The following is a 21,168-nucleotide window of genomic DNA, read 5'->3' as shown; positions in this document are numbered from 1 at the left end:
CGGGATCCGCGGCCTCAGTTTTTTGCCCGCCGTAAGTACGTACGTCGGAATGCGATCCACGAGATCGAAGTGAGAGAGAGGTGACCGGGAGATGAGTCTGGCGTTGGCCCCCCTCGACGTGAGCGTCGAAATGGAGGCGAACCTGCCCTGCCGGAAGTTCGACCCCGACCTGTGGTTCTCCGACTCGCCTGCCGAGCTCGAGCTGGCCAAGTCGCTCTGCGGGGACTGCCCGCTGCGCGTCGAGTGCCTTGCCGGGGCGGTGGAGCGGGCCGAGCCGTGGGGCGTCTGGGGCGGCGAGATCTTCGAGCGTGGCGCGGTTGTCCCGCGTAAGCGGCCCCGTGGCCGTCCGCGCAAGGAGGACGTCGCTCGTGACGCCGCACTTCGGGTCGAGGCCGAGGCGCGCCTGGCAGCCACTGGGCTGTCCGAGGTGCGTGGCGCGGTCCGGCTGGCAGCCTGACATGTTCCCGACCCGTACCAACTACGCCGGTGCCATACCGGCAGTGAGAGAGAAGACGATGTTCACCGTTCCGACTGGAGCCTTCGAGATGCAACTACTCCACGAAGCGTTGTCCCGGGCTCGAATGCGCCGGCCTCAGGCCGGTCGTACCACCACGAGCACTGAGGCAGCCCGATCCGCCCGTACCGTCGCCATGAACAGCCGCAACCAGACGGCGCGCGACCTGGGCGTTCTCTAGTACCACCCCACGCAGAAGGGCGGGTGCCGACCGGCACCCGCCCTTCGTGACGTCTTCAGGCGACCGGGGCGAAGCCGGGCAGCCAGCGCTCCAGGATGCTGCGGTACGGGGCCTTCGCCTCCAACTGGCAGAGCACCCCGATCGATCCGAGCGTCACCCGGTGGATCAGCAGGTACGACGGCGGCAGGTTGAGTTGCCTGCTCAGCTGGTACGTGGGGGAGCGGGGACTCGCCAGGCGGCCCGCCTCGCCCCGCAGCCAGGCCCGGGTGAACCGGAACCCGTCCGCCGCGATGGGCTCCAGCATCGGACGGATGAAGTCGAGCACGCCCTCGGCGTCGATCTCCTCCGCCGAGCCGATGAAGCCCTCTGACCGGAGCCCCGCCACCACCTCGTCGGCATCACCGCTCAGGGCCAGCGCCGCGATGCGACCGATCGGCTCCGGCGTGCCCTCCGGCATCCGGGCCACCGCACCGAAGTCGATCACCCCGAGTCGGCCGTCGGGCAGCAGCCGGAAGTTTCCCGGGTGCGGATCGGCGTGCAGCAGCCCGGCCCGCTGCGGCGCGGAGAGGTGCAGGGTGGCCATCAACCGGCCCGCCTCGTCCCGATCCTCCTCGGTGCCCTCGCGGATGATGTCAGCCAGCGGTGTGCCCGTCACCCACTCGGTGACCAGCACCCGAGGCGCCGCATGGACCACCCTCGGGATGTAGATCTCCGGGTCGTCGGCGTACGCCGCCGCGAAGGTGCGCTGCGACTCGGCCTCCAGCTCGTAGTCCAGTTCCTCGGTGATCCGCTCGCGCAGCTCGACCAGGAGCGGCTTGACGTCCAGACCGGGCTGGATGGCCCGGAACATCCCGCCCAGGCGGGAGAGCTGCTTCAGGTCGGCGAGCAGCGCCTCCCCGGCGCCCGGATACTGGATCTTGACCGCCACGTCGCGGCTGTTCGGCGCGCCCGACTCGTCCAACCCCGGCTCCCGCCATCGCGCCCGGTGGACCTGACCGATGCTGGCGGCGGCGGCCGGGACGTCGTTGAACTCGACGAACCGCTCCCGCCAGTCCGGGCCGAGCTGCTCGGTGAGCACCTTGTGCACGCTGGCGACCGGTAGCGGTGGCGCCGCCTCCTGGAGCTTCGTGAGCGCCTGACGGTAGGGCGCGGCGATCTCCTCCGGCAACGCCGCCTCGAAGACCGACAGCGCCTGGCCGAACTTCATCGCCCCGCCCTTGAGTTGGCCCAGCACGCTGAACAGTTGTTCGGCGGTGCGCTGCTGGATCTCCGCGGAGATCACGTCGGAGGCGAGCCCGGTGACGCGCTTTCCCATGCCGAGAACGGTCCGGCCGGCGAAGCCGAGCGGCAGGGCGGCGAGCTTGGCGGTGCGGGACACGGCGCGGCGCGGGATGTCGGTCACCCGGTCATTGTTACCGACCGGAGGGCCCCGCTGCTGCTCTGCGGCCGGGCTGGTGCGGACACTCGTCCCTGCGAGCACCCACACGCCGGGTGTGGCGGCCAACCCCGGCGACGGAAACGGCCGGCAGCACTGATCTCCATGGCCCCGCCCAGTGTCTCCGGCTGCCCGCCGTCAAGCTGTGTCAACGCCTCGGCCAGCGCGTACCCGATGGCCGCGAGCAGCGTGCCGGTCGCGCCGGCGGCCACCGGGTCGGCGGCGGCGAGCTGGGCGGCGAGCCGCGGCCAGTCCGGGTCGCGGTCGGCCCGGTGCAGCTCCACGCAGTGCAGGCAGGGCCCCGCGGGTGGGCGGACCAACGGCCCGACGACCGGTACGCCCTCGCGCAGGGTGACCAGCAGGTGTGGCTGCCGGCGCTGAGCGAAACCCGCGGCGAGCAGCGCGGGCGGCCGGTCGGTGCCGAGCTGGAGTACCAGGTCCACCCGACCGGTCCGGCTCGGCTGGGTTCCGGTGCCCGGTGCGAGGCGGTCGACCGCGGCCCGCACCGCCGGTGCCAGCGGGTTGCCGAGCTCGGTGGCGGGGATGCCCGTGCCGATCAGGTCGACGGGACGTACCGGGCCGGTGAGCAGCGGGATCACCTGCCCGACGCCGGACTGGGCCAACGCCACCGTCAGCGGCCCGCCGAGCGCCCCGGCGCCGGTGAGCACGACTCGGGCGGTCCGCCGCCGACGGAGGACCTGGGCAGGGGTGCCGGGCAGTCGAGCGGCGGTCAGGGCCAGGGCGCAGGCCTCGGCCGTGAGCCGGGCACGGACCGCGCCGGCCAGGTCACGGGGGAGCAGGCTGTGCGCGGGTACCAGCAGGCCGGCCGCCCGCAGGGCGTCGAGCAGGGTACGCGCGTCGTCGGTGGTGACCCGGGCGGTGGCCGCCTGGGCCAGCACAGCTCGCTCGCTGCGGGTGCCGTCGAGCAGGTCGAGCAGGTGGGCGGCGCGGGGGTTGGCCAGCTCCAGCAGCACGGCAGGCCCGGGGCCGACGCCGAGCTGCAGGGTGTGTCGGTCTCGCCAGAGCCGATTGAGGCCGGGCAGCAGCGTGGGGCGGGGCACTACGGTGCGGCTCATGGTCACGAATGGTGACCACATCCTCGCGTTAGGTCGATCGTTGTCCACAGGCGGTCGGGCCCCTGTCCTGCGTTGTCCACAGGATCTGGCCGGTTCTCCACAGCCCGCCGAACATGCTGTCGGTCACCCGACAGACCGTCGACGACCCGCGGGGCGTCGACATCCCGAACGGCAACGGGGTGGGGTGGCCACCGGCCACCCCACCCCCGCCACCCGTACGGGTCAGACCTTGGCCTTGCCCAGGATGCGGTTCACTGTTGTTCCGCATACCGGACACTTGCCCTTGGCCATGTTCATTCCGGTCTTCGAGACCTCGACGTGCCCCTCGAAGTCCCGCTTCTCCTTGCACTTCACGCAGTAACCGTTGTAGGTCGTCTGGGCCTGGTCGGCCACGGTGCCCTCCTCGTCTCGTCCGCCGGTTCGATGCCGTCCCGGCGGGGTGCCCGGCGGCGGGCCACACGGGGCGCCGGCGCTGGGTCTCACTCCACGGCCACCTTCATGACCGCTGGTCCGCGGACCCTACCCAGGTCTGGGCAGTTCCATGTCAGCTGTGCATCGACACTGTGAGCAAGTCGACGTCGAGAGTGTGCATGGCGAAATAGGTCGGATAAGTCAGTTTGGCGGGGACACGCCGACCAAACCCTCACAGCCACCCGTGCGGGTGCCCCCGCGACAGCATCCGGGACGGTGATCACCTACGGTGGAGGGGTGCCGCGCGCCGGCCCCGTTCGGTGTTCACCAAGGGTGACGAGATGGCGCGATGGCGCCGAGGCGGTGCTGCGGTCAAGAAATTTTCGGGACGCCTGGCGACCAATCACCATTTTCTGGGCGCGTGTCGTGCGGTTGACTCTTGCGGACCCCTGGTCAGTACGCATTAGCTTTCCTTCGTGACACGTAGCCGAGGCTGCGCGGGCCAGTGATGGCGGGGACGCGCAAGCCGGTCGTCGAGGTGCGGCGCAGTCAGCGTCGGCGACGCACGGTGTCTGCGTACCGTGACGGTGAGCGGGTCGTCGTCCTCATCCCGGACCAGTTCTCCCGTGCCGAGGAGAGCGAGTGGGTCGACCGGATGCTCGCCCGGCTCGCCGCACGGGAGGGGCGGCTGGCCCGCTCCGACGCCGAGCTGCTGGCCCGAGCCACCCGGCTCATCGACCTGTACCTCGCCGAGTACCCCACGAAGGCGGTTCCGGCCAGCGTCCGCTGGGTCACCAACCAGAACGGCCGGTGGGGCTCCTGCACCCCGGCCGACCGCAGCATCCGGATCTCGCACCGCGTGCAGGAGATGCCCGACTGGGTGATCGACTACGTGCTGCTGCACGAGCTGGCGCACCTGATCGTGCCCAGCCACAACGCCCGGTTCTGGGCGTTGGTCGGCCGCTACCCCAAGGCGGAACGCGCCCGCGGCTACCTGGAGGGCGTTGCCGCCGCCTCCTGCGCTCCGATCGCGCCCTGACCCAACCTCGCCCGCCGCACCCGCGCCCCAACCTGCCCGCGCGCCCGTGCGCCCGTGCGCCGAGGGGCGAAACCTTCTTGATCGACTCCATTTCCCCGATGTGGGGGTGTCCGCGCTCCGGGATAGCCCCACATCGCCGAAACGGAGTCGATCACGTCTCGGCCTGAGTGGGGGCAGGCCCAATCTGGCCGGATGAGGGCAAGTGAGTCGTGCCAAAACGGGACAAAGCGGACCAGGGGTGGGTCGTCGGGGCCGGGTCGGGGTGGGGCCGGAGTAGGGCTTGCCGGGCGGGGTCAGGGCCAGGTCGGCTCGGGCGCTAGGGTCGGGAGGTGGCACGACGAGTGGTGGTGGCGTTGCTCGGACCGGTCCACTGGTCGCCGCCCGGCGTCGACCGGGCCCAGTGGCGAGCGGCTCTCGCAGAAGACGTCATCGACCTGCTGGCCACACTCAACGAGGTGGAGGTCGCGGTCGCGGTGACCCCGGCCGATCGTGCTCTGGCCGACGCGCTGGTGTGGCCCGGCACGGCCGTGTACGAGGTGACCGAGCCGACGCCGAACGCCGTGTTCGCCGCGTTGGAGGGCTACGACCAGGCGGCGGTGCTCGCGGGCGACGTGCCCGACCTGCCCGCGCTTACCGTCGGCAAGCTGCTGCGCCCGCTCACCACCCGATCGGTCGCGGTGGCTCCGGTCGAGGGTGGCGGCCCAGGCCTGCTCGGGGTGGCTGTGCGGTTGCCCGTGCCGGGCTGGCTGCCGCTGCTGGATCTGGACACGGCGATGCCGGCTGACGCGCGCTCCGGTGCCCCTCGACCGGGGGACGTGGCGGTCACCGCCGGCTGGCGACGGCTGCGCGGCCCTGCCGACCTGGCCACGCTCGATCCGGCCTTCGAGGGCTGGGATGCGACCCGCGCTCTTCTTTCGGGATCGGGTCGACCCACCTGACCAGCCGACCGGCCCAACCGGCGCCACGTCCGACCCCGGCGCCGTGCGCCGGCCCGGGTGCCCGGCGCCAGCTAGGCGCCGGTCAGGGCTGAGGCGATGGCTGATCTGCCACCTGTCGGGCAGGGTTCAGTCACGGCGGGCCTTGGGCAGAACCCCACCTGTACGCCGGGCGCCCGCCGTCGATCGGAGCGGGCACCCGGGCACTGGCGTCAGGACCTGGTGTCAGGCTTGGCGTCGCCTTCGCCGTCGGTCTCGTCGGGCTGGCCCGGGGCCTTCTCCACCGCCCCGCCGGGAGCGGTGAAGTCGAAGCTGTCCAGCTCGCTCAGGTCCATGTCGTTCATTGCGAAGGCGACCGGGTCGGCGAAGTCGTCGTCCGACGGGAGCAGGTCCGGGTGGCCCCAGACGGCGTCCCGGCCTTCGATGCCGCGGTGCTCGGTGAGCGCGGCCCAGAGCGCCGCGGCCTCGCGCAGTCGGCGCGGGCGCAGTTCCAAGCCGACCAGTGCGGCGAAGGTCTGCTCGGCGGGACCGCCGGCGGCCCGGCGACGGCGGAACGCCTCGCCCAACCGGACGACGTTGGGCAGCCGGTCGCTGGCGGCGTTGTCCACGACGTGGCACACCCAGCCCTCGACGAGGGCGAGGGCGGTCTCCAGTCGGGCCAGCGAGGCCTTCTGCGCCGGGCTGTCCTCCGGGGTGAAGATGCCCTCCAGGGCGATCGCCTGCATCGACTCCGGGTCGGTCGGGTCGACCCGGCCCATCGCCTCCTCGATCGCCTCCCGGTTGACCCGGATGCCCGAGGCGTACATCTCGACCGCGCTGAGCACATGCCCGCGCAGCCACGGGACGTGCTGGAACAGCCGCTGGTGAGCGGCCTCGCGCAGCGCCACGTAGAGGCGGACCTCATCCTCGGGCAGCTCCAGGCCCTCGCCGTACGCCCGGATGTTGGCCGGGATCAGCGCGGCCGTGCCGGCCGGGCCGAGCGGCAGCCCGATGTCGCCGGCGGAGAGCACCTCCGCGGCGAGCGAACCGAGGGCCTGGCCCAGTTGACCGCCGAAGAGCGCGCCGCCGAGGGTGGCCACCATCGACTGCATCGGGCCGAGCTGGTCGCGCGCCTCCGGCGGCACGAGGTCGCCCATCGCGCCGACCATCCGGCTGGCGACCGGGTCGCAGAGCTTGCGCCACACGTCCAGCGTCTTGAAGATCCACTCATTGCGGTTCCAGGCGACCGGGGACTGGATGCCCGACGGCCATGCCGAGGCCGGCTCCAACCACAGGTCGGCCAGGCGCAGCGCTTCCTCGACCGCGTTGCGCTCATACGGTGACACTGCCGGGTCGCCGGCGGCCGCGAGCTGGCTGGCCGCTACCTGCCGGGCCAGGTCCCAGTTGACCGGACCGCTGCCCGGCGCGGAGAGCAGGTGCTGCAACTGCGACATGAACTGCTGCATCTGCGCGGGATCGTTGGGGTCTGGTGGTTGCCCACCCGGGAGCGCGAAACCGAACGGAATATCAGGCACGACGTCTACGGTACGCGGGCCGCGCCCCAGGTCGCCGCCGCTGGCGTTGCGCTGAGGGCGAAGTCGAGCGACGCATCCGGCAGACGGCGCTCAGCAGGTCGGTACGCTCTGCGGCATGAGACGTCGTGGCCTGACGGTCCTGCTCGGTGCCCTGTTCACCGCTCTGCTGAGCATCGGGGTGCTCCGGGTGCCGATCCCGTACGTGGTGCTCGGTCCGGGTCCGACGGTCAACACCCTGGGTACGGCCGACGGCAAGGAGGTCATCCAGGTCTCCGGGCGGGAAACCTCGACCTCAGCCGGCCAGTTGCGGCTGACCACGGTGGGGGTGCAGCCGACGGTGCGGCTGCGCGGGGCGATCGCGGGCTGGTTCTCCGACGACGAGGCGGTGGTGCCGCGTGAGCTGGTCTACCCGCCGGGGGAGTCGACCGAGCAGGTCGAGCAGCGCAACGCCGAGGACTTCAAGGCGTCGCAGACCAGCGCGGAGACTGCCGCGCTGCGGGAGTTGGGCTTTCCGGTGCAGGTGGTGATCAAGACGGTGGCCGGGGATGGTCCGGCCGCCGGGTTGCTGAAGGTCGGTGACGTGATCACCGCGGTCGACGGTCAGCCGGTGCCGGTGGCCGTGAAGGTCACCGAGCTGGTCCGGGCCAAGCCGGCCGGGACGGCGTTGACGATCGCCTACACCCGGGACGGCGCGCCGGCCACGGCGACGGTGACCAGTCGTGAGCAGGACGGCCGACCGCGGATCGGCGTCGAGATCGACCAGCAGCAGCCGCACCCGTTCACCCTCGGCATCGACCTCGGGGACATCGGTGGGCCGAGCGCCGGTCTGATGTTCGCCCTGGGGATCGTGGACAAGCTGACCCCGGCCGATCTCACCGGCGGCCAGGTCATCGCCGGCACCGGCACCATCGACGACGAGGGCACCGTCGGCCCGATCGGCGGAATCGCCCAGAAGCTGGTCGGCGCGAAGCGCGCCGGGGCCAAGGTCTTCCTGGTGCCGGCGGACAACTGCGCCGAGGCGGTCCGCAATCCGCAGCCCGGTCTGCCGCTGCTCCGGGTGGGTTCGTTGGACGAAGCGATGACCGCCCTGGAGGCGTTGCGCACCGGGGGTCAGCCGACCCGCTGTTGACCGGTGTGACCGTGCCCCGACACGCTCAGGAACACCCCGTACTCTGGGTGCCTGGTCGGAGCCGATCACATCGAGCGTGCGGAGCCAACAGTGGTCATGCGTAGCAGCAGCCCCCTTCCGAGGATGAGCCGGCGCGGGCGCGTCACCATCGCTGTCCTGGTCGGGGTGTTCGTGCTCTTCACCCTGCTTGGCTGGGGTGTCCAGGCGTGGACCGACTGGCTCTGGTTCGACGAGGTCCGCTACACCGAGGTCTTCACCGGTGTCCTGCTCACCCGGCTGTTGCTCTTCCTCGCCATCGGGCTCGGCATGGCGGTGGTCGTCGGTGGCAACCTGTGGTTGGCCTACCGTCTGCGCCCGCGAATGCGTCCGCACTCCGTGGAGCAGGCGACCCTGGAGCGATACCGGATCGCGCTCAGCCCGCGACTCGGCACCTGGATCGCGCTGACCGCCGCGGTGGTCGGGCTCTTCGCCGGCCTCTCCGCGCAGAACCGGTGGAACCAGTGGCTGCTCTTCCGCAACGGCGGTGACTTCGGGATCAAGGATCCGGAGTTCGGGGTGGACATCGGCTTCTACGTCTTCCAACTGCCGTTCTGGCGTTACCTGCTCGGGGTCGCCTTCACCGCGGTGGTGCTGGCCGTGATCGGTGCGCTGGCGGTGCACTACCTCTTCGGCGGCGTCCGCCTGCAGGGCGTCGGGGACCGGATGAGCAACGCCGCTCGCGCGCACCTGAGCAGCCTGATCGCGGTCTTCGTGCTGTTGAAGGCCATCGCGTACGTGCTGGACCGGCGAGCGATGTTGCTGGAGTACAACGAGGGCGCCAAGTTGTACGGCGCCGGCTATGCCGACGTCAACGCGCTGCTGCCGGCGAAGGAGATCCTGGCCTACATCTCGATCGTGGTGGCGATCGCGATCGTCGTCTTCTCCAACGCCTGGATGCGGAACCTGGTCTGGCCGGGGATCTCGCTGGCACTGCTCGGCGTGTCCGCGGTGGCCATCGGCGGCATCTACCCCTGGGCGGTGCAGACCTTCGAGGTCAAGCCGAGCGCCAAGGACAAGGAAGCGCCGTACATCCAGCGCAGCATCGACGCGACGCGAGCGGCGTTCGGGTTGGGAGCCACCGAGACGACCCCGTACGCGGCGAGCAACCTCACCCCACCGGGGAACCTGGCCACCGACGTCTCGGTGGTGTCCAATGTGCGGCTGCTCGACCCGCAGCTGGTCAGCGAGACGTACACCCAGCTCCAGCAGGTGCGTGGCTTCTACGACTTCGGTCCCAAGCTGGACATCGATCGCTACGGGGTGAACGGGAAGGTCTCCGACTACGTGGTCGGCGTCCGGGAGATCAACTACGGCGAGCTGACCGACCAGCAGAACACCTGGATCAACCGGCACACCGTCTACACCCACGGGTACGGGCTGGTGGCCGCCCCGGCCAACCAGGTGGTCTGCGGCGGGCAGCCGTTCTTCGTCTCCGGCTTCCTGGGCGAGAAGACCCAGGAGGCGTGCTCCTCGCAGACCGAGCAGATCCCGGCCAAGCAGCCGCGCATCTACTACGGCGAGCGGATGGCGGCCGACGACTACGCGATCGTCGGTCAGTCCGACCCGAACAAGAAGGCCGAGTTCGACCGGCCGGTCGGTGAGGGTGGCGGCGAGTCCTACACCTACACCGGTGAGGGCGGCGTCAAGATCGGTTCCTTCACCCGGCGCCTGCTGTACGCCATCAAGGAGCAGGAGTCGAACTTCCTGCTCTCCGAGGCGGTCAACAAGGACTCCAGGCTGCTGTACGTGCGTAACCCGCGGGACCGGGTGGAGAAGGTCGCGCCGTTCCTCACCCTGGACGGCGACCCGTACCCGGCAGTTGTCGACGGTCGGGTGCAGTGGATCGTCGACGGCTACACCACGGCGGCCACCTACCCGTACGCCGAGCGGGTCAACCTGCAGACCGAGACCACCGACGAGTTGACCAACCGGGGCACCTTCCAGCTGGCCCGGGAGAACGTCAACTACATGCGGAACTCGGTGAAGGCCACCGTCGACGCGTACGACGGCACCGTGAAGCTCTACGAGTACGACGACACCGACCCGGTGCTCAAGGCCTGGAACAAGGCGTTCGGCGGTGACCTGGTGCTGCCGAAGGCGGACATCCCGGTCGAGCTGACCGAGCACCTGCGCTACCCGGCGGACATGTTCAAGGTGCAGCGCAACCTGCTCACCAAGTTCCACGTGACCAACCCGGGCGACTTCTACTCGGCGCAGGACTTCTGGCAGGTGCCCAACGTGCCGGACGCTCCGGACAGCGGCCAGAAGCAGCCCCCGTACTACCTCTTCACCCAGTTCCCGGGGCAGGAGGGCCCGCGGTTCCAGCTCACCTCCGCGGTCACTCCGAACGGCCGGCAGAACCTCGCCGCGCTGATCTCCGGGTCGTACGTCGACGGCAAGCCCCGGCTGGAGGTGCTGGAGCTGCCGGATCAGACCCGGATCTCCGGCCCGGTGCAGGTGCACCAACAGATGACCAACAACGCGAACATCCGTCAGCAGCTCAACCTGCTCTCCAGCAACCAGGCGCAGGTGCAGTACGGCAACCTGCTCTCGTTGCCCTTCGCCGACGGGATGCTCTACGTCGAGCCGGTCTACGTGAAGAGCAACCAGCAGGACGCGTACCCGCTGCTGCAGAAGGTGCTGCTCTCCTACGGTGACGGCGGCTCGTTCGTGGCGCTCGCCGACAACATCAACGACGGCATCAAGCAGTTGGTCGAGCAGGGCAAGAAGGCCGGGCAGGGCACGTCGCCGCCGCCGACCACCGGGGGCAACCCGACGACCCCGACGACGCCGACTCCCACTCCGACCCCGACGGCTACGCCGAGCGCCGGCACCGGCAACCCGCCGCCGACCGGTGACGTGGCCGCCGCCGCGGACCGGGTGCAGACCGCGATCACCGAGGTCCGGGCCGCGCAGGCGTCCGGTGACTTCGAGCGGTACGGTCGCGCGCTCAAGGCGCTGGACGAGGCGCTGACCGCGTTCCAGCAAGCGCAGCAGGGCGGTACGCCCAGCGGTGGCTCGTCGCCGAGCGTCACTCCGAGCGCTGGAGGCTGACCCGCCTCCGCTGGGAGTTCCTCTTGGAGCCCCCGTCGTCGGACCGCACCCGGTCCTGACGGCGGGGGCTCCGCCGTGTCCGGACGTGCTGAAAGGTCCGGCCGACCCGCAACCTGTGACACCGGTCCGCCGTCCTCAAGTCAACGGGGTGGGAACGAGGGAGAACATTCGTGCGGGACGCGCAGAGCTTCGATGAGTTCTACCGCAGCACTTCGCGGCGGATGGCGAGGTACGGCTATGCGGTGGCCGGCGACCACAGTGAGGCGCAGGACCTGGTGCAGGAGGCGTACACCCGGGCCTGGCGGCACTGGGGGCGGCTGTCGGCGCATCCTGCGCCGGAGGCGTGGTTGCGGCTGGTGGTGTCACGCTTGGCGGCCGATCGCTGGCGTCGGCTGCGCAGCTTGCGCGGGGCGCTGCGGTTGGCGGGGCCCCCACCGGCGGTCGGACCGCCCAGTGAGGACAGCGTGCTGCTGCTTGAGGCCCTGCGCCAGGTGCCGGCCAACCATCGGCAGGCGTTGGCTCTGCACTACCTGTTCGACATGTCGGTGGAGGAGATCGCCCGTGAGGTCGGCGTACCCGTCGGCACGGTGAAGTCCTGGCTCTCCCGCGGCCGATCCCGGCTCGCCGCGTTGCTGCCCGATCTCGCCAGCGTGGAATTGGAGGCAACTGATGTCGCGTGAACTCTCTGAGATGTATCAGCGCCTCGCCGCCGCCGCCGACGCCTGCGACCTGGGCGTCCCCGACGTCCTGCGGCGGCGGGCGGACAGGAGGGCCCGGCTCCGCGCTGCCGGAGGCACCCTCGCCGTGGCGCTGGTGGTGGGTGGCGTGGCGATCGGCACCCAGGTGGTCGCCACGCCGCCGCCGGGAACCACACCCTCGCCGGCCGACACACCGACGATCCCCGCACCCAGTGCGACTGCCGCGTCGCCGTCCGCCCCGCCGACCACGCCCGGCCGACCCCCGGGTACGACTCCCGCGTCTCCGCGTGTCACCAGCGCGTCGCCACCAGAGACTCCGGTGAGCATCCCGGATCGGGCGTTCTTCGCTCTCGCGTCGGCGAACCAGACCACCATCAGCCCGAGGTTCCTCAATGGGGACGTGCTGCCGGGCCTGTGCGACGCCCGCTACCCGAGCGAGTCGGCGATCGTGCAGCGTCGGGCCCGGTCCCTGGTCTACAAGCTGGCGGAAACTCCGGCCAAGAACCCAGCGGATGGCAGCGTCGGCGAGGATGGCACCTACCGGAACACCATCACCATCTACCGGGCCGGGCGTGCCGACGATGCGATCGACGAGCTGCGCCGGGCGGTGCGCGACTGCCCGGAGCAGGAGACGCCGGCCGGCGACGCGTCGGTGGTGAGCAGGCAGCGACTGCTCGGCAGCGACGGGTACGGCGACGAGTCGGTGCTGTTCGAGACGCGGAAGCCGAACCTGGACGTCAACGGCGACCCGACCGGCGGGGACGAGGTCCGGCTGGTTCGCGTGATCCGGGTCGGTGACGTCGTGACCGTCCTCTGGGAGATCGGCTGGGAGACCGGGTCCAGCCCGCGGACACAGGTCGACGCGGACAGTCGCCGAGCGGTCGCCGCCATCGAGGCCTGGCTTGGGTGACCTCGGTGTGCCGGACCGCGATCCGGCGGATTCGGATGTCGTTTTGCGGGGCCCGGGGGTGGTGCGCTACGGTTATCGAGCCGACGCGGGGTGGAGCAGCTCGGTAGCTCGCTGGGCTCATAACCCAGAGGTCGCAGGTTCAAATCCTGTCCCCGCTACGAGAGAAATATCAGTTCGAAGCCCGTCTCCGGATTACCGGAGGCGGGCTTTCGACATTCCTGGCGGCGCGCGATTCCTGGGCACGGGCGTCCGCAGCGGTTGGCGACCCCCGCTGATCATCGCCGGGACGGATGGGTTAAGGTTAACCAGTCGACGCGGGGTGGAGCAGCTCGGTAGCTCGCTGGGCTCATAACCCAGAGGTCGCAGGTTCAAATCCTGTCCCCGCTACAAAGGCAGTGCGGATCGAAGCCCCGCCCCATGATTTGGGGGCGGGGCTTCGATCCTTTCCGGGCGCGGTCTGCTCACCGGCACAGAGCTCCCGATCCCATGATTCGGTGTGGACCGACGTGCCCAGGTTGCGCCCTTCGGCGAGGATGGGCACATGTCTTCTTTTGGTAAGTGGTGGGGCCGGCTGAGCGCCGTCCTCGGTGCGGTCGTACTCGCGGTCTTCGTGCCCGTCGCGGCGTGGGCGTCCACGGGCACCGGCGAGCTGGTGGTGGAGGCCGCCCGGCGGCGACGCGGCAGCAGCGGCTTCGGTTTCATCGGCCTGCTCTGCTGCCTGGTGGTCGTCGCGATCATCGTGTTCCTGGTGCTGCGTCTGACCCGCAACCGTCGGGGCGGTCCGCCCCGCTGACCGGGCCGAAGGCAACGACAGGTCACCAGCGGCCGGCCCCGGGCCGGCCGCCGGTGCTCACGCCGCGAGGGCCGCGATGGCTTGGGACAGAAAGCGCGCGGTGGCCTCACGGGTGCCGTCGCGCTTGACGCGAATGCGCTCGGCGGCGGTGACCAGCAGGGTGCGCACCTTGGGGTGCCCCTTGGGCGGTGGCGCCGGCGCCGGCCCGAGCAGGTCGTCGATGCTGGCGCCGAACGCGGCGACACGCTTCTGGGCCGGGTCGGTGATGCTGCCCTCGGCGTAGCGGCGGACGGGAAGACTGGGGTTCAGCCCACGCTCGTGGCCGAGGACGGTGCCGGCCTCGCCGTTGGTGGTCAAGAAGTTGATCACGTCGGCGACGGCGTCCGGGTGGCGGGTGCCCCGGAACGCCGCCCAGTACATCGACGCCCGCGCCCACTGTGCGCCCGTCGGGCCGGGGAGGCCGACGATGCCCAACTCGGACTCGGTGAGTCGTTGCAGCTCCGGCAGTTGGTGCGACCAGGCGAAGGACGCGGCGGTCAATCCGGTCACCACCAGCTGCCGAGCCGGCTCCCCGCTGTCGGCCTGCTCGACCAGCGCCGCGCCCGGTGTGGCCCGTCCACTGCGGGCCCGCTGCCACAGCTCGAACCACGCGATCAACTCGTCCGCGCCGAAACCGAGCTGGTTGCCCCGGTAGAACTCGCCACCCTGCGACCGCAGCCAGAGCCAGAGCGCCCGGTAGTCACCGGACGCGTCCATGGTGCCGGCCACTTGGCCGTCGCTGGCGTCGGTGACCTGTTCCGCCCAGGAGACGTACTCGGCCCAGGTCATTCCACCGCGTGGCTCCGGCACGCGCAGCTCCCGCAGCAGGTCCCGGTTGAAGACCACGGCGGCGTGGGTCTGCCCGCCGGCCACCGCCATCGTCCGCCCCTCCACCGTGCCGTAGCGGATCAGACCCTCCGACAGGCCTCGTAGATCCAGGCGGTGGTCGGCGACCTGCTCGGTGAGGTCGAGGATGATCTGCCGCTGGGTGTACTCGGTCAGCATCGAGTCGTCGATCTGGATCAGATCCGGGACGTTCCCACCGACCGCCTGGGTGGCCAGTCGGTCGTAGTAGCCGTCGGCACCCTGCCAGGTGACGCGGAAGGTGACTCGGGGGTTCCGCTCCGAGTAGAGCCGCAGCGCCTTCTCGGTGAGCTCGGCCCGCTTGGCGCCACCCCACCAGAAGACCGACAGCTCGACCGGCCCGTCCTGGGTCGACGTGGCGGCGCCGTCACTGCACCCTGCCAGCCCACCGGACGCGAGCAGGGGCGCACCGAGCAGCGCGCCGAGCAGTCGGCGCCGGCCCGGATCGGCGCCGAGGCGGTCGAGCGGGGGTCGAACAACGGGCACGGGGCTCTCCTGGACCTGCGGGGTCGTCGGTCGGACCATTCACGCAGTCAGCGCACGAGGGTGTCAACGTCCGTCCGGTCACCCCCGGCGGGGTGGTCGGCTCGGGCCTCCCGCTGTCGCATGGTGTACTAGCGCGCGTGGAACTTCTGCACTCGGGCAAGGTTCGGGACGTCTACGCCGACGGCGACGATCTGATCCTGGTCGCCTCGGACCGCATCTCGATCTACGACGTTGCGCTGCCGACGCCGATCCCGGACAAGGGTCGCCTGCTCACCGCACTCTCGCTCTGGTGGTTCGAGCAGCTCGCCGACCTGGTGCCAAACCACGTCATCTCGGCCACCGACGTGCCTGCCGAGTTCGCCGGGCGGGCCATCCGGTGCCAGCGGCTGGACATGCTCCCGGTCGAGTGCGTCGCTCGCGGCTACCTCACCGGTGGCGGCCTGCGGGAGTACGAGAAGACCGGCAACGTCTCCGGCGTACCACTGCCGCGAGGGCTCGGCGAGGCGTCGATCCTGCCCGAGCCGATCTTCACACCGTCGAGCAAGGCGCCGATGGGCGAGCACGACGAACCCATCACGTACGACGACGTGGTGGACAAGGTGGGCCAGGCCACCGCCGAGCGACTGCGGCAGATCACCATCGACGTCTACCGGCGCGGTGCCGAGCTGGCCGCCGACCGGGGCATCCTGGTCGCCGACACCAAGCTCGAGCTGGGCTGGGCGCCGGACGGCACCCTGGTCCTCGCCGACGAGTTGCTCACCTCCGACTCGTCGCGGTTCTGGCCGGCCGAGTCGTACCAGCCGGGCCGGGTGCAGTTCTCCTACGACAAGCAGTACGTGCGGGACTGGGCCACCGGTAGCGGCTGGGACAAGCAGGGCCCGGCCCCGGACATGCCGGCCGAGGTGGTCGAGGCGACCCGGGCGCGCTACGTCGACGTCTACGAGAAGCTCACCGGCAACCGCTGGGAGTGACCGCCGGGCCGCCGGTCACTCCACCCAGTCGAGGGTGCGCTGCACGGCCTTGCGCCAGTTGTGCAGCTCCCGGTCGCGCAGCTCCGGAGCCATGGTCGACTCCCACTGCGCGTCGGAGCGCCACTGGGCCCGCAGGGTGGCCAGATCGGGCCAGAAGCCGACCGCCAGACCGGCCGCGTACGCGGCGCCCAGGCAGGTGGTCTCGGTGATCCGGGAACGCACCACCGGCACGTCGAGCACGTCCGCGAGGAACTGCATGAGCAGCCCGTTGGCGGTCATCCCACCGTCCACCCGGAGCCGGCGCAGCGCCACGTCCGAGTCGGCGTCCATCGCGTCGACCACCTCGCGGGTCTGCCATGCCGACGCCTCCAGCACCGCCCGCGCCAGGTGCCCCTTGGTGATGTAGCCGGTGAGGCCGGCGATCACGCCACGCGCGTCGCTGCGCCAGTGCGGGGCGAACAGCCCGGAGAACGCCGGCACGACGTAGCAGCCGCCGTTGTCGTCGACGGTGCGTGCCAACTCCTCCACCTCCGCGGCAGTGGAGATCAACCCGAGGTTGTCCCGCAACCACTGCACCAGCGAGCCGGTGACCGCGATCGCGCCCTCCAGGGCGTACGCCGGCGGTTGGCCCTTGATCCGGTAGGCGACCGTGGTCAGCAGGCCGTGCGTGGACGGGACCGGGCTGGCGCCGGTGTTGAGCAGCAGGAAGCTGCCGGTGCCGTAGGTGCACTTCGCCTCGCCCGGCTGGAAGCAGGTCTGCCCGAACAGGGCGGCCTGCTGATCGCCGAGTGCGCTGGCCACCGGCGTTCCGGCGAGCACGCCGCTGGCGTGGCCGTACACCTCGGCGGAGCAGCGGATCTCCGGCAGCATCGCTGCCGGGACGCCCATCGCGTCCAGCAGCTCCGGGTCCCAGTCCAACGTCGTGAGGTCCATCAGCATGGTCCGGCTGGCGTTTGTCACGTCGGTGACGTGCTCGCCGGTCAGCTTCCAGATGAGCCAGCTGTCCATGGTGCCGAAGAGCACCTCGCCGCGCTCCGCGCGCTCGCGCAGGCCGTCGACCTCGTCGAGCAGCCAGCGCAGCTTCGGCCCGGCGAAGTAGGTGGCCAGCGGCAGGCCGGTGCGGGCCCGGAACCGCTCCTCGCCGTACGCCGAAGCCAGCTCGCGCAGCAGCGGCCCGGTGCGGGTGTCCTGCCAGACGATGGCGTTAGCCACCGGACGGCCGGTGGCCCGGTCCCAGACGACGGTGGTCTCCCGCTGGTTGGTGATGCCGACGGCGGCCAGCCCGGCCGCGTCGGTGCCAGCGGCCCGCAGCGCCTCGGAGACCACCTGCTGGACGTTGTCCCAGATCTCCTCGGCGTCGTGCTCCACCCAGCCGGGCTGGGGAAAGATCTGCCGGTGTTCGCGCTGGGCCACGGCGACGATCTCCCCGGCCCGGTCGAAGACGATGCACCGCGAGGAGGTGGTGCCCTGGTCGATGGCGGCGACGTACTGGGGGGTCACCGCAGCACCGTACCCGGACCGGCGGCGTGGTGCGACAGGCGTCACGGCGGGATTCGGCCCGCCGCCGTCCGCCCTCGGCCGGTTCGCCTACGATGTGCGAACGTGCGCGACATCGCCGTTTTCAGTGGAACTGCCCATCCCGACCTTGCTGCCGAGATCTGCGCCCACCTGGGGGTGCCGCTGCTTCCGGTGCGGGTGTCCCGGTTCGCGAACGACTGTCTGGAAGTGCAGTTGCAGGCCAACTGCCGGGAGCGCGACGTCTTCCTGATCCAGCCGCTGGTGCCGCCGGTGCAGGAGAACCTGGTCGAGCTGCTGCTGATGATCGACGCCGCGCGGGGCGCGTCCGCCGGCCGGATCACCGTGGTGTTGCCGCACTACGCGTACGCCCGCTCGGACAAGAAGGACGCGCCGCGAATCTCGATCGGCGCCCGGCTCGTCGCCGATCTGCTCACGTCGGCCGGGGCGGACCGGGTGCTCGCGATGACCCTGCACTCGCCGCAGGTGCACGGCTTCTTCAGCGTTCCCGTGGATCACCTGCACGCGCTGCGGGAGTTGGCCACCCACTTCCGGCGCTACGACCTGAGCAACACCGTGGTGGTCTCACCCGACCTGGGCAATGCCAAGGAGGCGGCGGCCTTCGCCCGGCTGCTCGGCACGCCGGTCGCGGCCGGGGCAAAGCAGCGGTTCAGCGACGACCTGGTCAAGATCAGCGCGGTGATCGGCGAGGTGACCGACCGGGACGTCATCGTGCTGGACGACGAGATCGCCAAGGGCAGCACGGTAGTCGAGCTGATGGAGCATCTGCGCGGCCTGAAGGTCCGTTCGATCCGCCTCGCCTGCACGCACGGGCTCTTCTCCGGTGACGCCTTGCAGCGGCTCAGCGACCAGGACGGCGTCCTGGAGATCGTCTGCACCAACACGGTGCCCATCCCGGCCGCCAAGCGGGTCCCCAAACTGCAGGTTCTGTCGGTGGCCCCTGCCCTGGCCGAAGCCATGCGCCGGATCCACAACGGGGAATCCGTCTCGGCGCTGTTCGCCTGACCTCCGCGCGCCCTGGCCCCGCGATCTTGCAGTTTCTGTCCCCGTTACGAGCGGGTTTACCCAATTCGTCGAGACAGTAAGTGCAAGATCGCCGGGCTGGGGTGGGGTGGGTTAGTGCGGGGTGTGGTCGTGGCTGACGAGGCCGGCGGTGACGCGGACGGTGGTGCCGGCGGTGCTGGTGACGACCTCCATGGCGTCGGTCAGCTCGCGGGCCAGCCAGAGGCCCCAGCCGCCAGCGGTGTCCGGGGCCGGCCTGGTGCGGTCGCCCAGCCGCTGCGGGCTGATCCCGTGCCCGTGGTCGGCGACCTCACACACCAGCAGGCTCGACTCGTGCCAGAGTCGCAGCCATCCGCGGCCCCCGCCGTGCCGCACCGCGTTGGTGATCAACTCGTTGATCGCGAGCACGAAGTCGTCCAGCCGTTGGCCGGTGAGCCCGGACGCGTGCGCACAGGAGGTGACCGAGTGTCGAATCTCGGTCACCTGGGCCTGGTCGAAGGCATCGGCGATCAGGAGGGCAGGTTCGATGGGCACAACCGTACGCGGTGCGTGCGGATCTGCGTTCGTCATGGGCCCGTCCCGGCGGCGGATCTCGGAGTACTTCGCGGCTTTTCCACCGTACGTCAGGGTTTCCCGAACCGCACTCGCTGCTCGCCGTGCCACTGGCCCGGTTGTGGCATCCTGACCGCCATGCCGTCGCCGCCAGGTGGATTCGAGGTGCCGCTGTGGCGCGCGCTCGCGGTCTTCCGGCTGGCGTCCCTGGCGTACGTGTGTGTGCTCGCGATCCGCGACTCCGACCGGTACGCCCACCCGTACGCCGTCGGCGCCCTGCTCCTTCTGATGATCATTTGGACCGGGGTGACCGCGATCGGGTACGCCCGACCGGCCTGGCGGCGCTGGCCGCTGCTGCTGGCCGACCTCGGGGTGGTGCTGGCCGTCGTGCTGGCCACCCCGTGGGTGGTCGGACGGGCGGCGCTCGCCACCGGCGTACCCACCATGGGGGTGGCCTGGATGGCCGGCCCGGTGCTGGCCTGGGCCGTCTCGGGCGGCCGACGGCGAGGCACGATCGCGGCGTTGCTGGTGGCCGGCGCGGACCTGGCCACCCGGGAGCGGATCGGCCAGTCCTCGTTCACCGGGGTGATCCTGATGCTGCTCGCCGGAGTGGTGGTCGGGCACGTGGCCCGGCTCGCGGCGGGCGCCGAGGAACGGCTGCAGCGCGCGGTGGAACTGGAGGCCGCCACCCGGGAGCGGGAGCGGCTGGCCCGTGGCATCCACGACTCGGTGCTCCAGGTGCTGGCGCTGGTGCAGCGGCGTGGCGCTGACCTGCCCGGCGAGGCCGGCGAGCTGGCTCGGCTGGCCGGCGAGCAGGAGGTCGCGTTGCGGGCGTTGATCGCCGGCGGCAACCCGACCGCTGTCGTGAACCCGGACGGCCCCGAGGCCGCCGCGGTGGACCTGCGGACTCTCCTCGGCCGGTACGCCTCGTCGGCGGTGGCGCTCTCCGCCCCGGCCACCCCGGTGCCGTTGCCTCGGCGGGTGGCCGGAGAGTTGGCCGCCGCGACCGGCGCGGCGCTCGACAACGTGGGGCGGCACGCCGGCGGGCGGGCCTGGGTGCTGATCGAGGACGAGGGGGCGACGGTGACCGTGTCGATCCGCGACGAGGGGCCGGGCATCCCGGACGGCCGGCTGGCCGAGGCGGCAGCCCAGGGCCGGCTCGGCGTGACCCAGTCGATCCGGGGCCGGGTGGCGGAGCTTGGCGGGACGGTGCGAATCGTGTCGGCCCCCGAGGCGGGCACCGAGATCGAGCTGACCGTGCCGAGGACACCGCGGTGAACCCGACCCGGGTGATGGTGGTCGACGACCATCCGATGTGGCGTGAGGGCGTGGCCCGGGACCTGACCGAGGCGGGCTTCCTGGTGGTGGCGACCAGCGGGGAGGGGCGACAGGCCATCCGGGTGGCCGCCGCCGCCCGGCCCGACGTGGTCGTCCTCGATCTGCAACTACCGGACATTTCCGGCGTCGAGGTGATCCTCGGGCTGCGCGCGGCCCTGCCCGACGTGCGGGTGCTGATGCTCAGCGCCAGCGGCGAACAGCAGAGCGTGCTGGACGCGGTCAAGGCGGGGGCCACCGGTTACCTGATGAAGTCGACCGCCCCCGCCGAGTTCCTCGACGCGGTCCGCCGCACCGCGGCCGGCAACGCGGTCTTCACCCCCGGCCTGGCCGGGCTCGTCCTCGGCGAGTACCGCCGGCTCGCCGCCGGGCCGGGGCGGGGGACCGACCCGACCGGCAGCGCGGGACCCGCAACGCCCCAGCTCACCGACCGGGAGACCGAGGTGCTGCGGCTGGTGGCGAAGGGCATGTCCTACAAGCAGATCGCGCAGCGGCTCGGGCTGTCGCACCGCACTGTGCAGAACCACGTGCAGAACACCCTGGGCAAGCTGCAACTGCACAACCGCGTCGAGCTGACCCGGTACGCCATCGAACGCGGCCTGGACGACTGACCCGGGGGTCAGACCGAGCTGACTGACTGACCGGGGTCAGACCG

The 21,168-nt window shown here is 71.1% G+C and carries 19 protein-coding genes and 2 tRNA genes; 14 read left to right on the top strand and 7 right to left on the bottom strand.

What is annotated here, in order from left to right; all coding sequences use genetic code 11:
• Positions 1–91: 91 nt before the first annotated feature.
• A complete protein-coding gene (locus HNR20_RS09670) occupies positions 92–457 on the top strand; it encodes a WhiB family transcriptional regulator (protein WP_110563491.1) in 366 nt (121 codons plus the stop codon).
• A gap of 293 nt (positions 458–750) precedes the next feature.
• Here HNR20_RS09670 and HNR20_RS09665 read toward each other — a convergent pair whose 3' ends face one another.
• The 3 genes from HNR20_RS09665 to HNR20_RS09655 all read right to left on the bottom strand — a co-directional run bounded on the left by HNR20_RS09665 (position 751) and on the right by HNR20_RS09655 (position 3,599).
• On the bottom strand, positions 751–2,097 hold the full coding sequence (locus HNR20_RS09665; RefSeq protein WP_184178359.1) for an ABC1 kinase family protein: 1,347 nt from the start codon (positions 2,095–2,097) through the stop codon (positions 751–753).
• Positions 2,094–3,206 carry a TOMM precursor leader peptide-binding protein gene (locus HNR20_RS09660; RefSeq protein ID WP_184178357.1) on the bottom strand — a complete coding sequence of 371 codons (1,113 nt, stop codon included), beginning with the start codon at positions 3,204–3,206 and terminating at the stop codon, positions 2,094–2,096. Before HNR20_RS09660 ends, HNR20_RS09665 begins: the two co-directional genes overlap by 4 nt.
• Before the next feature lie 222 nt (positions 3,207–3,428).
• Positions 3,429–3,599 carry a DUF5679 domain-containing protein gene (locus tag HNR20_RS09655; protein WP_167457767.1) on the bottom strand — a complete coding sequence of 57 codons (171 nt, stop codon included), beginning with the start codon at positions 3,597–3,599 and terminating at the stop codon, positions 3,429–3,431.
• A gap of 526 nt (positions 3,600–4,125) precedes the next feature.
• Between HNR20_RS09655 and HNR20_RS09650 the strand changes: the two genes are divergently transcribed.
• On the top strand, positions 4,126–4,656 hold the full coding sequence (locus HNR20_RS09650) for a M48 metallopeptidase family protein (RefSeq protein WP_184178355.1): 531 nt from the start codon (positions 4,126–4,128) through the stop codon (positions 4,654–4,656).
• A 329-nt stretch (positions 4,657–4,985) separates the two neighbouring features.
• Entirely contained in the window at positions 4,986–5,594 is a 609-nt protein-coding gene (locus tag HNR20_RS09645) for a hypothetical protein (protein ID WP_184178353.1), read from the top strand.
• A gap of 209 nt (positions 5,595–5,803) precedes the next feature.
• On the opposite strand, the gene HNR20_RS09640 is transcribed toward HNR20_RS09645, so the two are convergent.
• Complete coding sequence (locus HNR20_RS09640; RefSeq protein WP_184188245.1) at positions 5,804–7,036, bottom strand: zinc-dependent metalloprotease; 1,233 nt, start codon at positions 7,034–7,036, stop codon at positions 5,804–5,806.
• A gap of 184 nt (positions 7,037–7,220) precedes the next feature.
• Here HNR20_RS09640 and HNR20_RS09635 point away from each other — a divergent pair, with 184 nt between their 5' ends.
• The 7 genes from HNR20_RS09635 to HNR20_RS09605 all read left to right on the top strand — a co-directional run bounded on the left by HNR20_RS09635 (position 7,221) and on the right by HNR20_RS09605 (position 13,728).
• Positions 7,221–8,234: a YlbL family protein gene (locus HNR20_RS09635; protein WP_184178351.1), complete on the top strand. Its 1,014-nt coding sequence runs from the start codon at positions 7,221–7,223 to the stop codon at positions 8,232–8,234.
• 96 nt (positions 8,235–8,330) lie between these two features.
• Entirely contained in the window at positions 8,331–11,327 is a 2,997-nt protein-coding gene (locus HNR20_RS09630; RefSeq protein ID WP_184178349.1) for a UPF0182 family membrane protein, read from the top strand.
• Positions 11,328–11,497: 170 nt separating this feature from the next.
• On the top strand, positions 11,498–12,007 hold the full coding sequence (locus HNR20_RS09625) for a SigE family RNA polymerase sigma factor (RefSeq protein ID WP_184178347.1): 510 nt from the start codon (positions 11,498–11,500) through the stop codon (positions 12,005–12,007).
• 10 nt (positions 12,008–12,017) lie between these two features.
• The gene (locus HNR20_RS09620; protein ID WP_260321805.1) at positions 12,018–12,935 is read left to right on the top strand and encodes a hypothetical protein; all 918 of its coding nucleotides are present in this window, start codon (positions 12,018–12,020) and stop codon (positions 12,933–12,935) included.
• An 84-nt stretch (positions 12,936–13,019) separates the two neighbouring features.
• Positions 13,020–13,093, top strand: a tRNA-Met gene (locus HNR20_RS09615).
• A gap of 155 nt (positions 13,094–13,248) precedes the next feature.
• A tRNA-Met gene (locus HNR20_RS09610) sits at positions 13,249–13,322 on the top strand.
• 154 nt (positions 13,323–13,476) lie between these two features.
• Positions 13,477–13,728 carry a hypothetical protein gene (locus HNR20_RS09605; RefSeq protein WP_184178344.1) on the top strand — a complete coding sequence of 84 codons (252 nt, stop codon included), beginning with the start codon at positions 13,477–13,479 and terminating at the stop codon, positions 13,726–13,728.
• A gap of 57 nt (positions 13,729–13,785) precedes the next feature.
• Here HNR20_RS09605 and HNR20_RS09600 read toward each other — a convergent pair whose 3' ends face one another.
• The gene (locus HNR20_RS09600) at positions 13,786–15,117 is read right to left on the bottom strand and encodes an ABC transporter substrate-binding protein (RefSeq protein WP_229687075.1); all 1,332 of its coding nucleotides are present in this window, start codon (positions 15,115–15,117) and stop codon (positions 13,786–13,788) included.
• A gap of 137 nt (positions 15,118–15,254) precedes the next feature.
• Here HNR20_RS09600 and HNR20_RS09595 point away from each other — a divergent pair, with 137 nt between their 5' ends.
• On the top strand, positions 15,255–16,088 hold the full coding sequence (locus tag HNR20_RS09595) for a phosphoribosylaminoimidazolesuccinocarboxamide synthase (protein ID WP_184178340.1): 834 nt from the start codon (positions 15,255–15,257) through the stop codon (positions 16,086–16,088).
• Between the two features lie 15 nt (positions 16,089–16,103).
• On the opposite strand, the gene glpK is transcribed toward HNR20_RS09595, so the two are convergent.
• Positions 16,104–17,588: a glycerol kinase GlpK gene (gene glpK, locus HNR20_RS09590; RefSeq protein ID WP_184178338.1), complete on the bottom strand. Its 1,485-nt coding sequence runs from the start codon at positions 17,586–17,588 to the stop codon at positions 16,104–16,106.
• Positions 17,589–17,690: 102 nt separating this feature from the next.
• On the opposite strand from glpK, the gene HNR20_RS09585 reads away from it, so the two are divergent.
• Positions 17,691–18,629, top strand: coding sequence for a ribose-phosphate diphosphokinase (locus tag HNR20_RS09585; RefSeq protein WP_184178336.1), 939 nt, complete (start codon positions 17,691–17,693; stop codon positions 18,627–18,629).
• 111 nt (positions 18,630–18,740) lie between these two features.
• On the opposite strand, the gene HNR20_RS09580 is transcribed toward HNR20_RS09585, so the two are convergent.
• A complete protein-coding gene (locus HNR20_RS09580) occupies positions 18,741–19,196 on the bottom strand; it encodes an ATP-binding protein (RefSeq protein ID WP_184178334.1) in 456 nt (151 codons plus the stop codon).
• A gap of 120 nt (positions 19,197–19,316) precedes the next feature.
• On the opposite strand from HNR20_RS09580, the gene macS reads away from it, so the two are divergent.
• On the top strand, positions 19,317–20,456 hold the full coding sequence (gene macS, locus HNR20_RS09575; protein WP_184178332.1) for a MacS family sensor histidine kinase: 1,140 nt from the start codon (positions 19,317–19,319) through the stop codon (positions 20,454–20,456).
• A gap of 14 nt (positions 20,457–20,470) precedes the next feature.
• Entirely contained in the window at positions 20,471–21,124 is a 654-nt protein-coding gene (locus tag HNR20_RS09570) for a response regulator (RefSeq protein ID WP_184188242.1), read from the top strand.
• The last annotated feature ends 44 nt before the right edge of the window (positions 21,125–21,168 follow it).

This window comes from Micromonospora parathelypteridis, assembly GCF_014201145.1.
GTDB classification, from domain to species: Bacteria; Actinomycetota; Actinomycetes; order Mycobacteriales; family Micromonosporaceae; genus Micromonospora; species Micromonospora parathelypteridis.
This window is presented reverse-complemented; position numbering and strand designations above follow the sequence as displayed.

What these genes read in the sequence shown, in the direction of transcription:
- HNR20_RS09670 (WP_110563491.1), top strand. Translation starts at nt 92, where the DNA reads ATGAGTCTGGCGTTGGCCCCCCTCGACGTGAGCGTCGAAATGGAGGCG.
- HNR20_RS09660 (WP_184178357.1), bottom strand. Translation starts at nt 3,206, where the DNA reads ATGAGCCGCACCGTAGTGCCCCGCCCCACGCTGCTGCCCGGCCTCAAT.
- HNR20_RS09650 (WP_184178355.1), top strand. Translation starts at nt 4,126, where the DNA reads ATGGCGGGGACGCGCAAGCCGGTCGTCGAGGTGCGGCGCAGTCAGCGT.
- HNR20_RS09640 (WP_184188245.1), bottom strand. Translation starts at nt 7,036, where the DNA reads ATGCAGCAGTTCATGTCGCAGTTGCAGCACCTGCTCTCCGCGCCGGGC.
- HNR20_RS09635 (WP_184178351.1), top strand. Translation starts at nt 7,221, where the DNA reads ATGAGACGTCGTGGCCTGACGGTCCTGCTCGGTGCCCTGTTCACCGCT.
- HNR20_RS09630 (WP_184178349.1), top strand. Translation starts at nt 8,331, where the DNA reads ATGCGTAGCAGCAGCCCCCTTCCGAGGATGAGCCGGCGCGGGCGCGTC.
- HNR20_RS09620 (WP_260321805.1), top strand. Translation starts at nt 12,018, where the DNA reads ATGTATCAGCGCCTCGCCGCCGCCGCCGACGCCTGCGACCTGGGCGTC.
- HNR20_RS09605 (WP_184178344.1), top strand. Translation starts at nt 13,477, where the DNA reads ATGTCTTCTTTTGGTAAGTGGTGGGGCCGGCTGAGCGCCGTCCTCGGT.
- HNR20_RS09580 (WP_184178334.1), bottom strand. Translation starts at nt 19,196, where the DNA reads ATGACGAACGCAGATCCGCACGCACCGCGTACGGTTGTGCCCATCGAA.
- macS (WP_184178332.1), top strand. Translation starts at nt 19,317, where the DNA reads ATGCCGTCGCCGCCAGGTGGATTCGAGGTGCCGCTGTGGCGCGCGCTC.
- HNR20_RS09570 (WP_184188242.1), top strand. Translation starts at nt 20,471, where the DNA reads ATGGTGGTCGACGACCATCCGATGTGGCGTGAGGGCGTGGCCCGGGAC.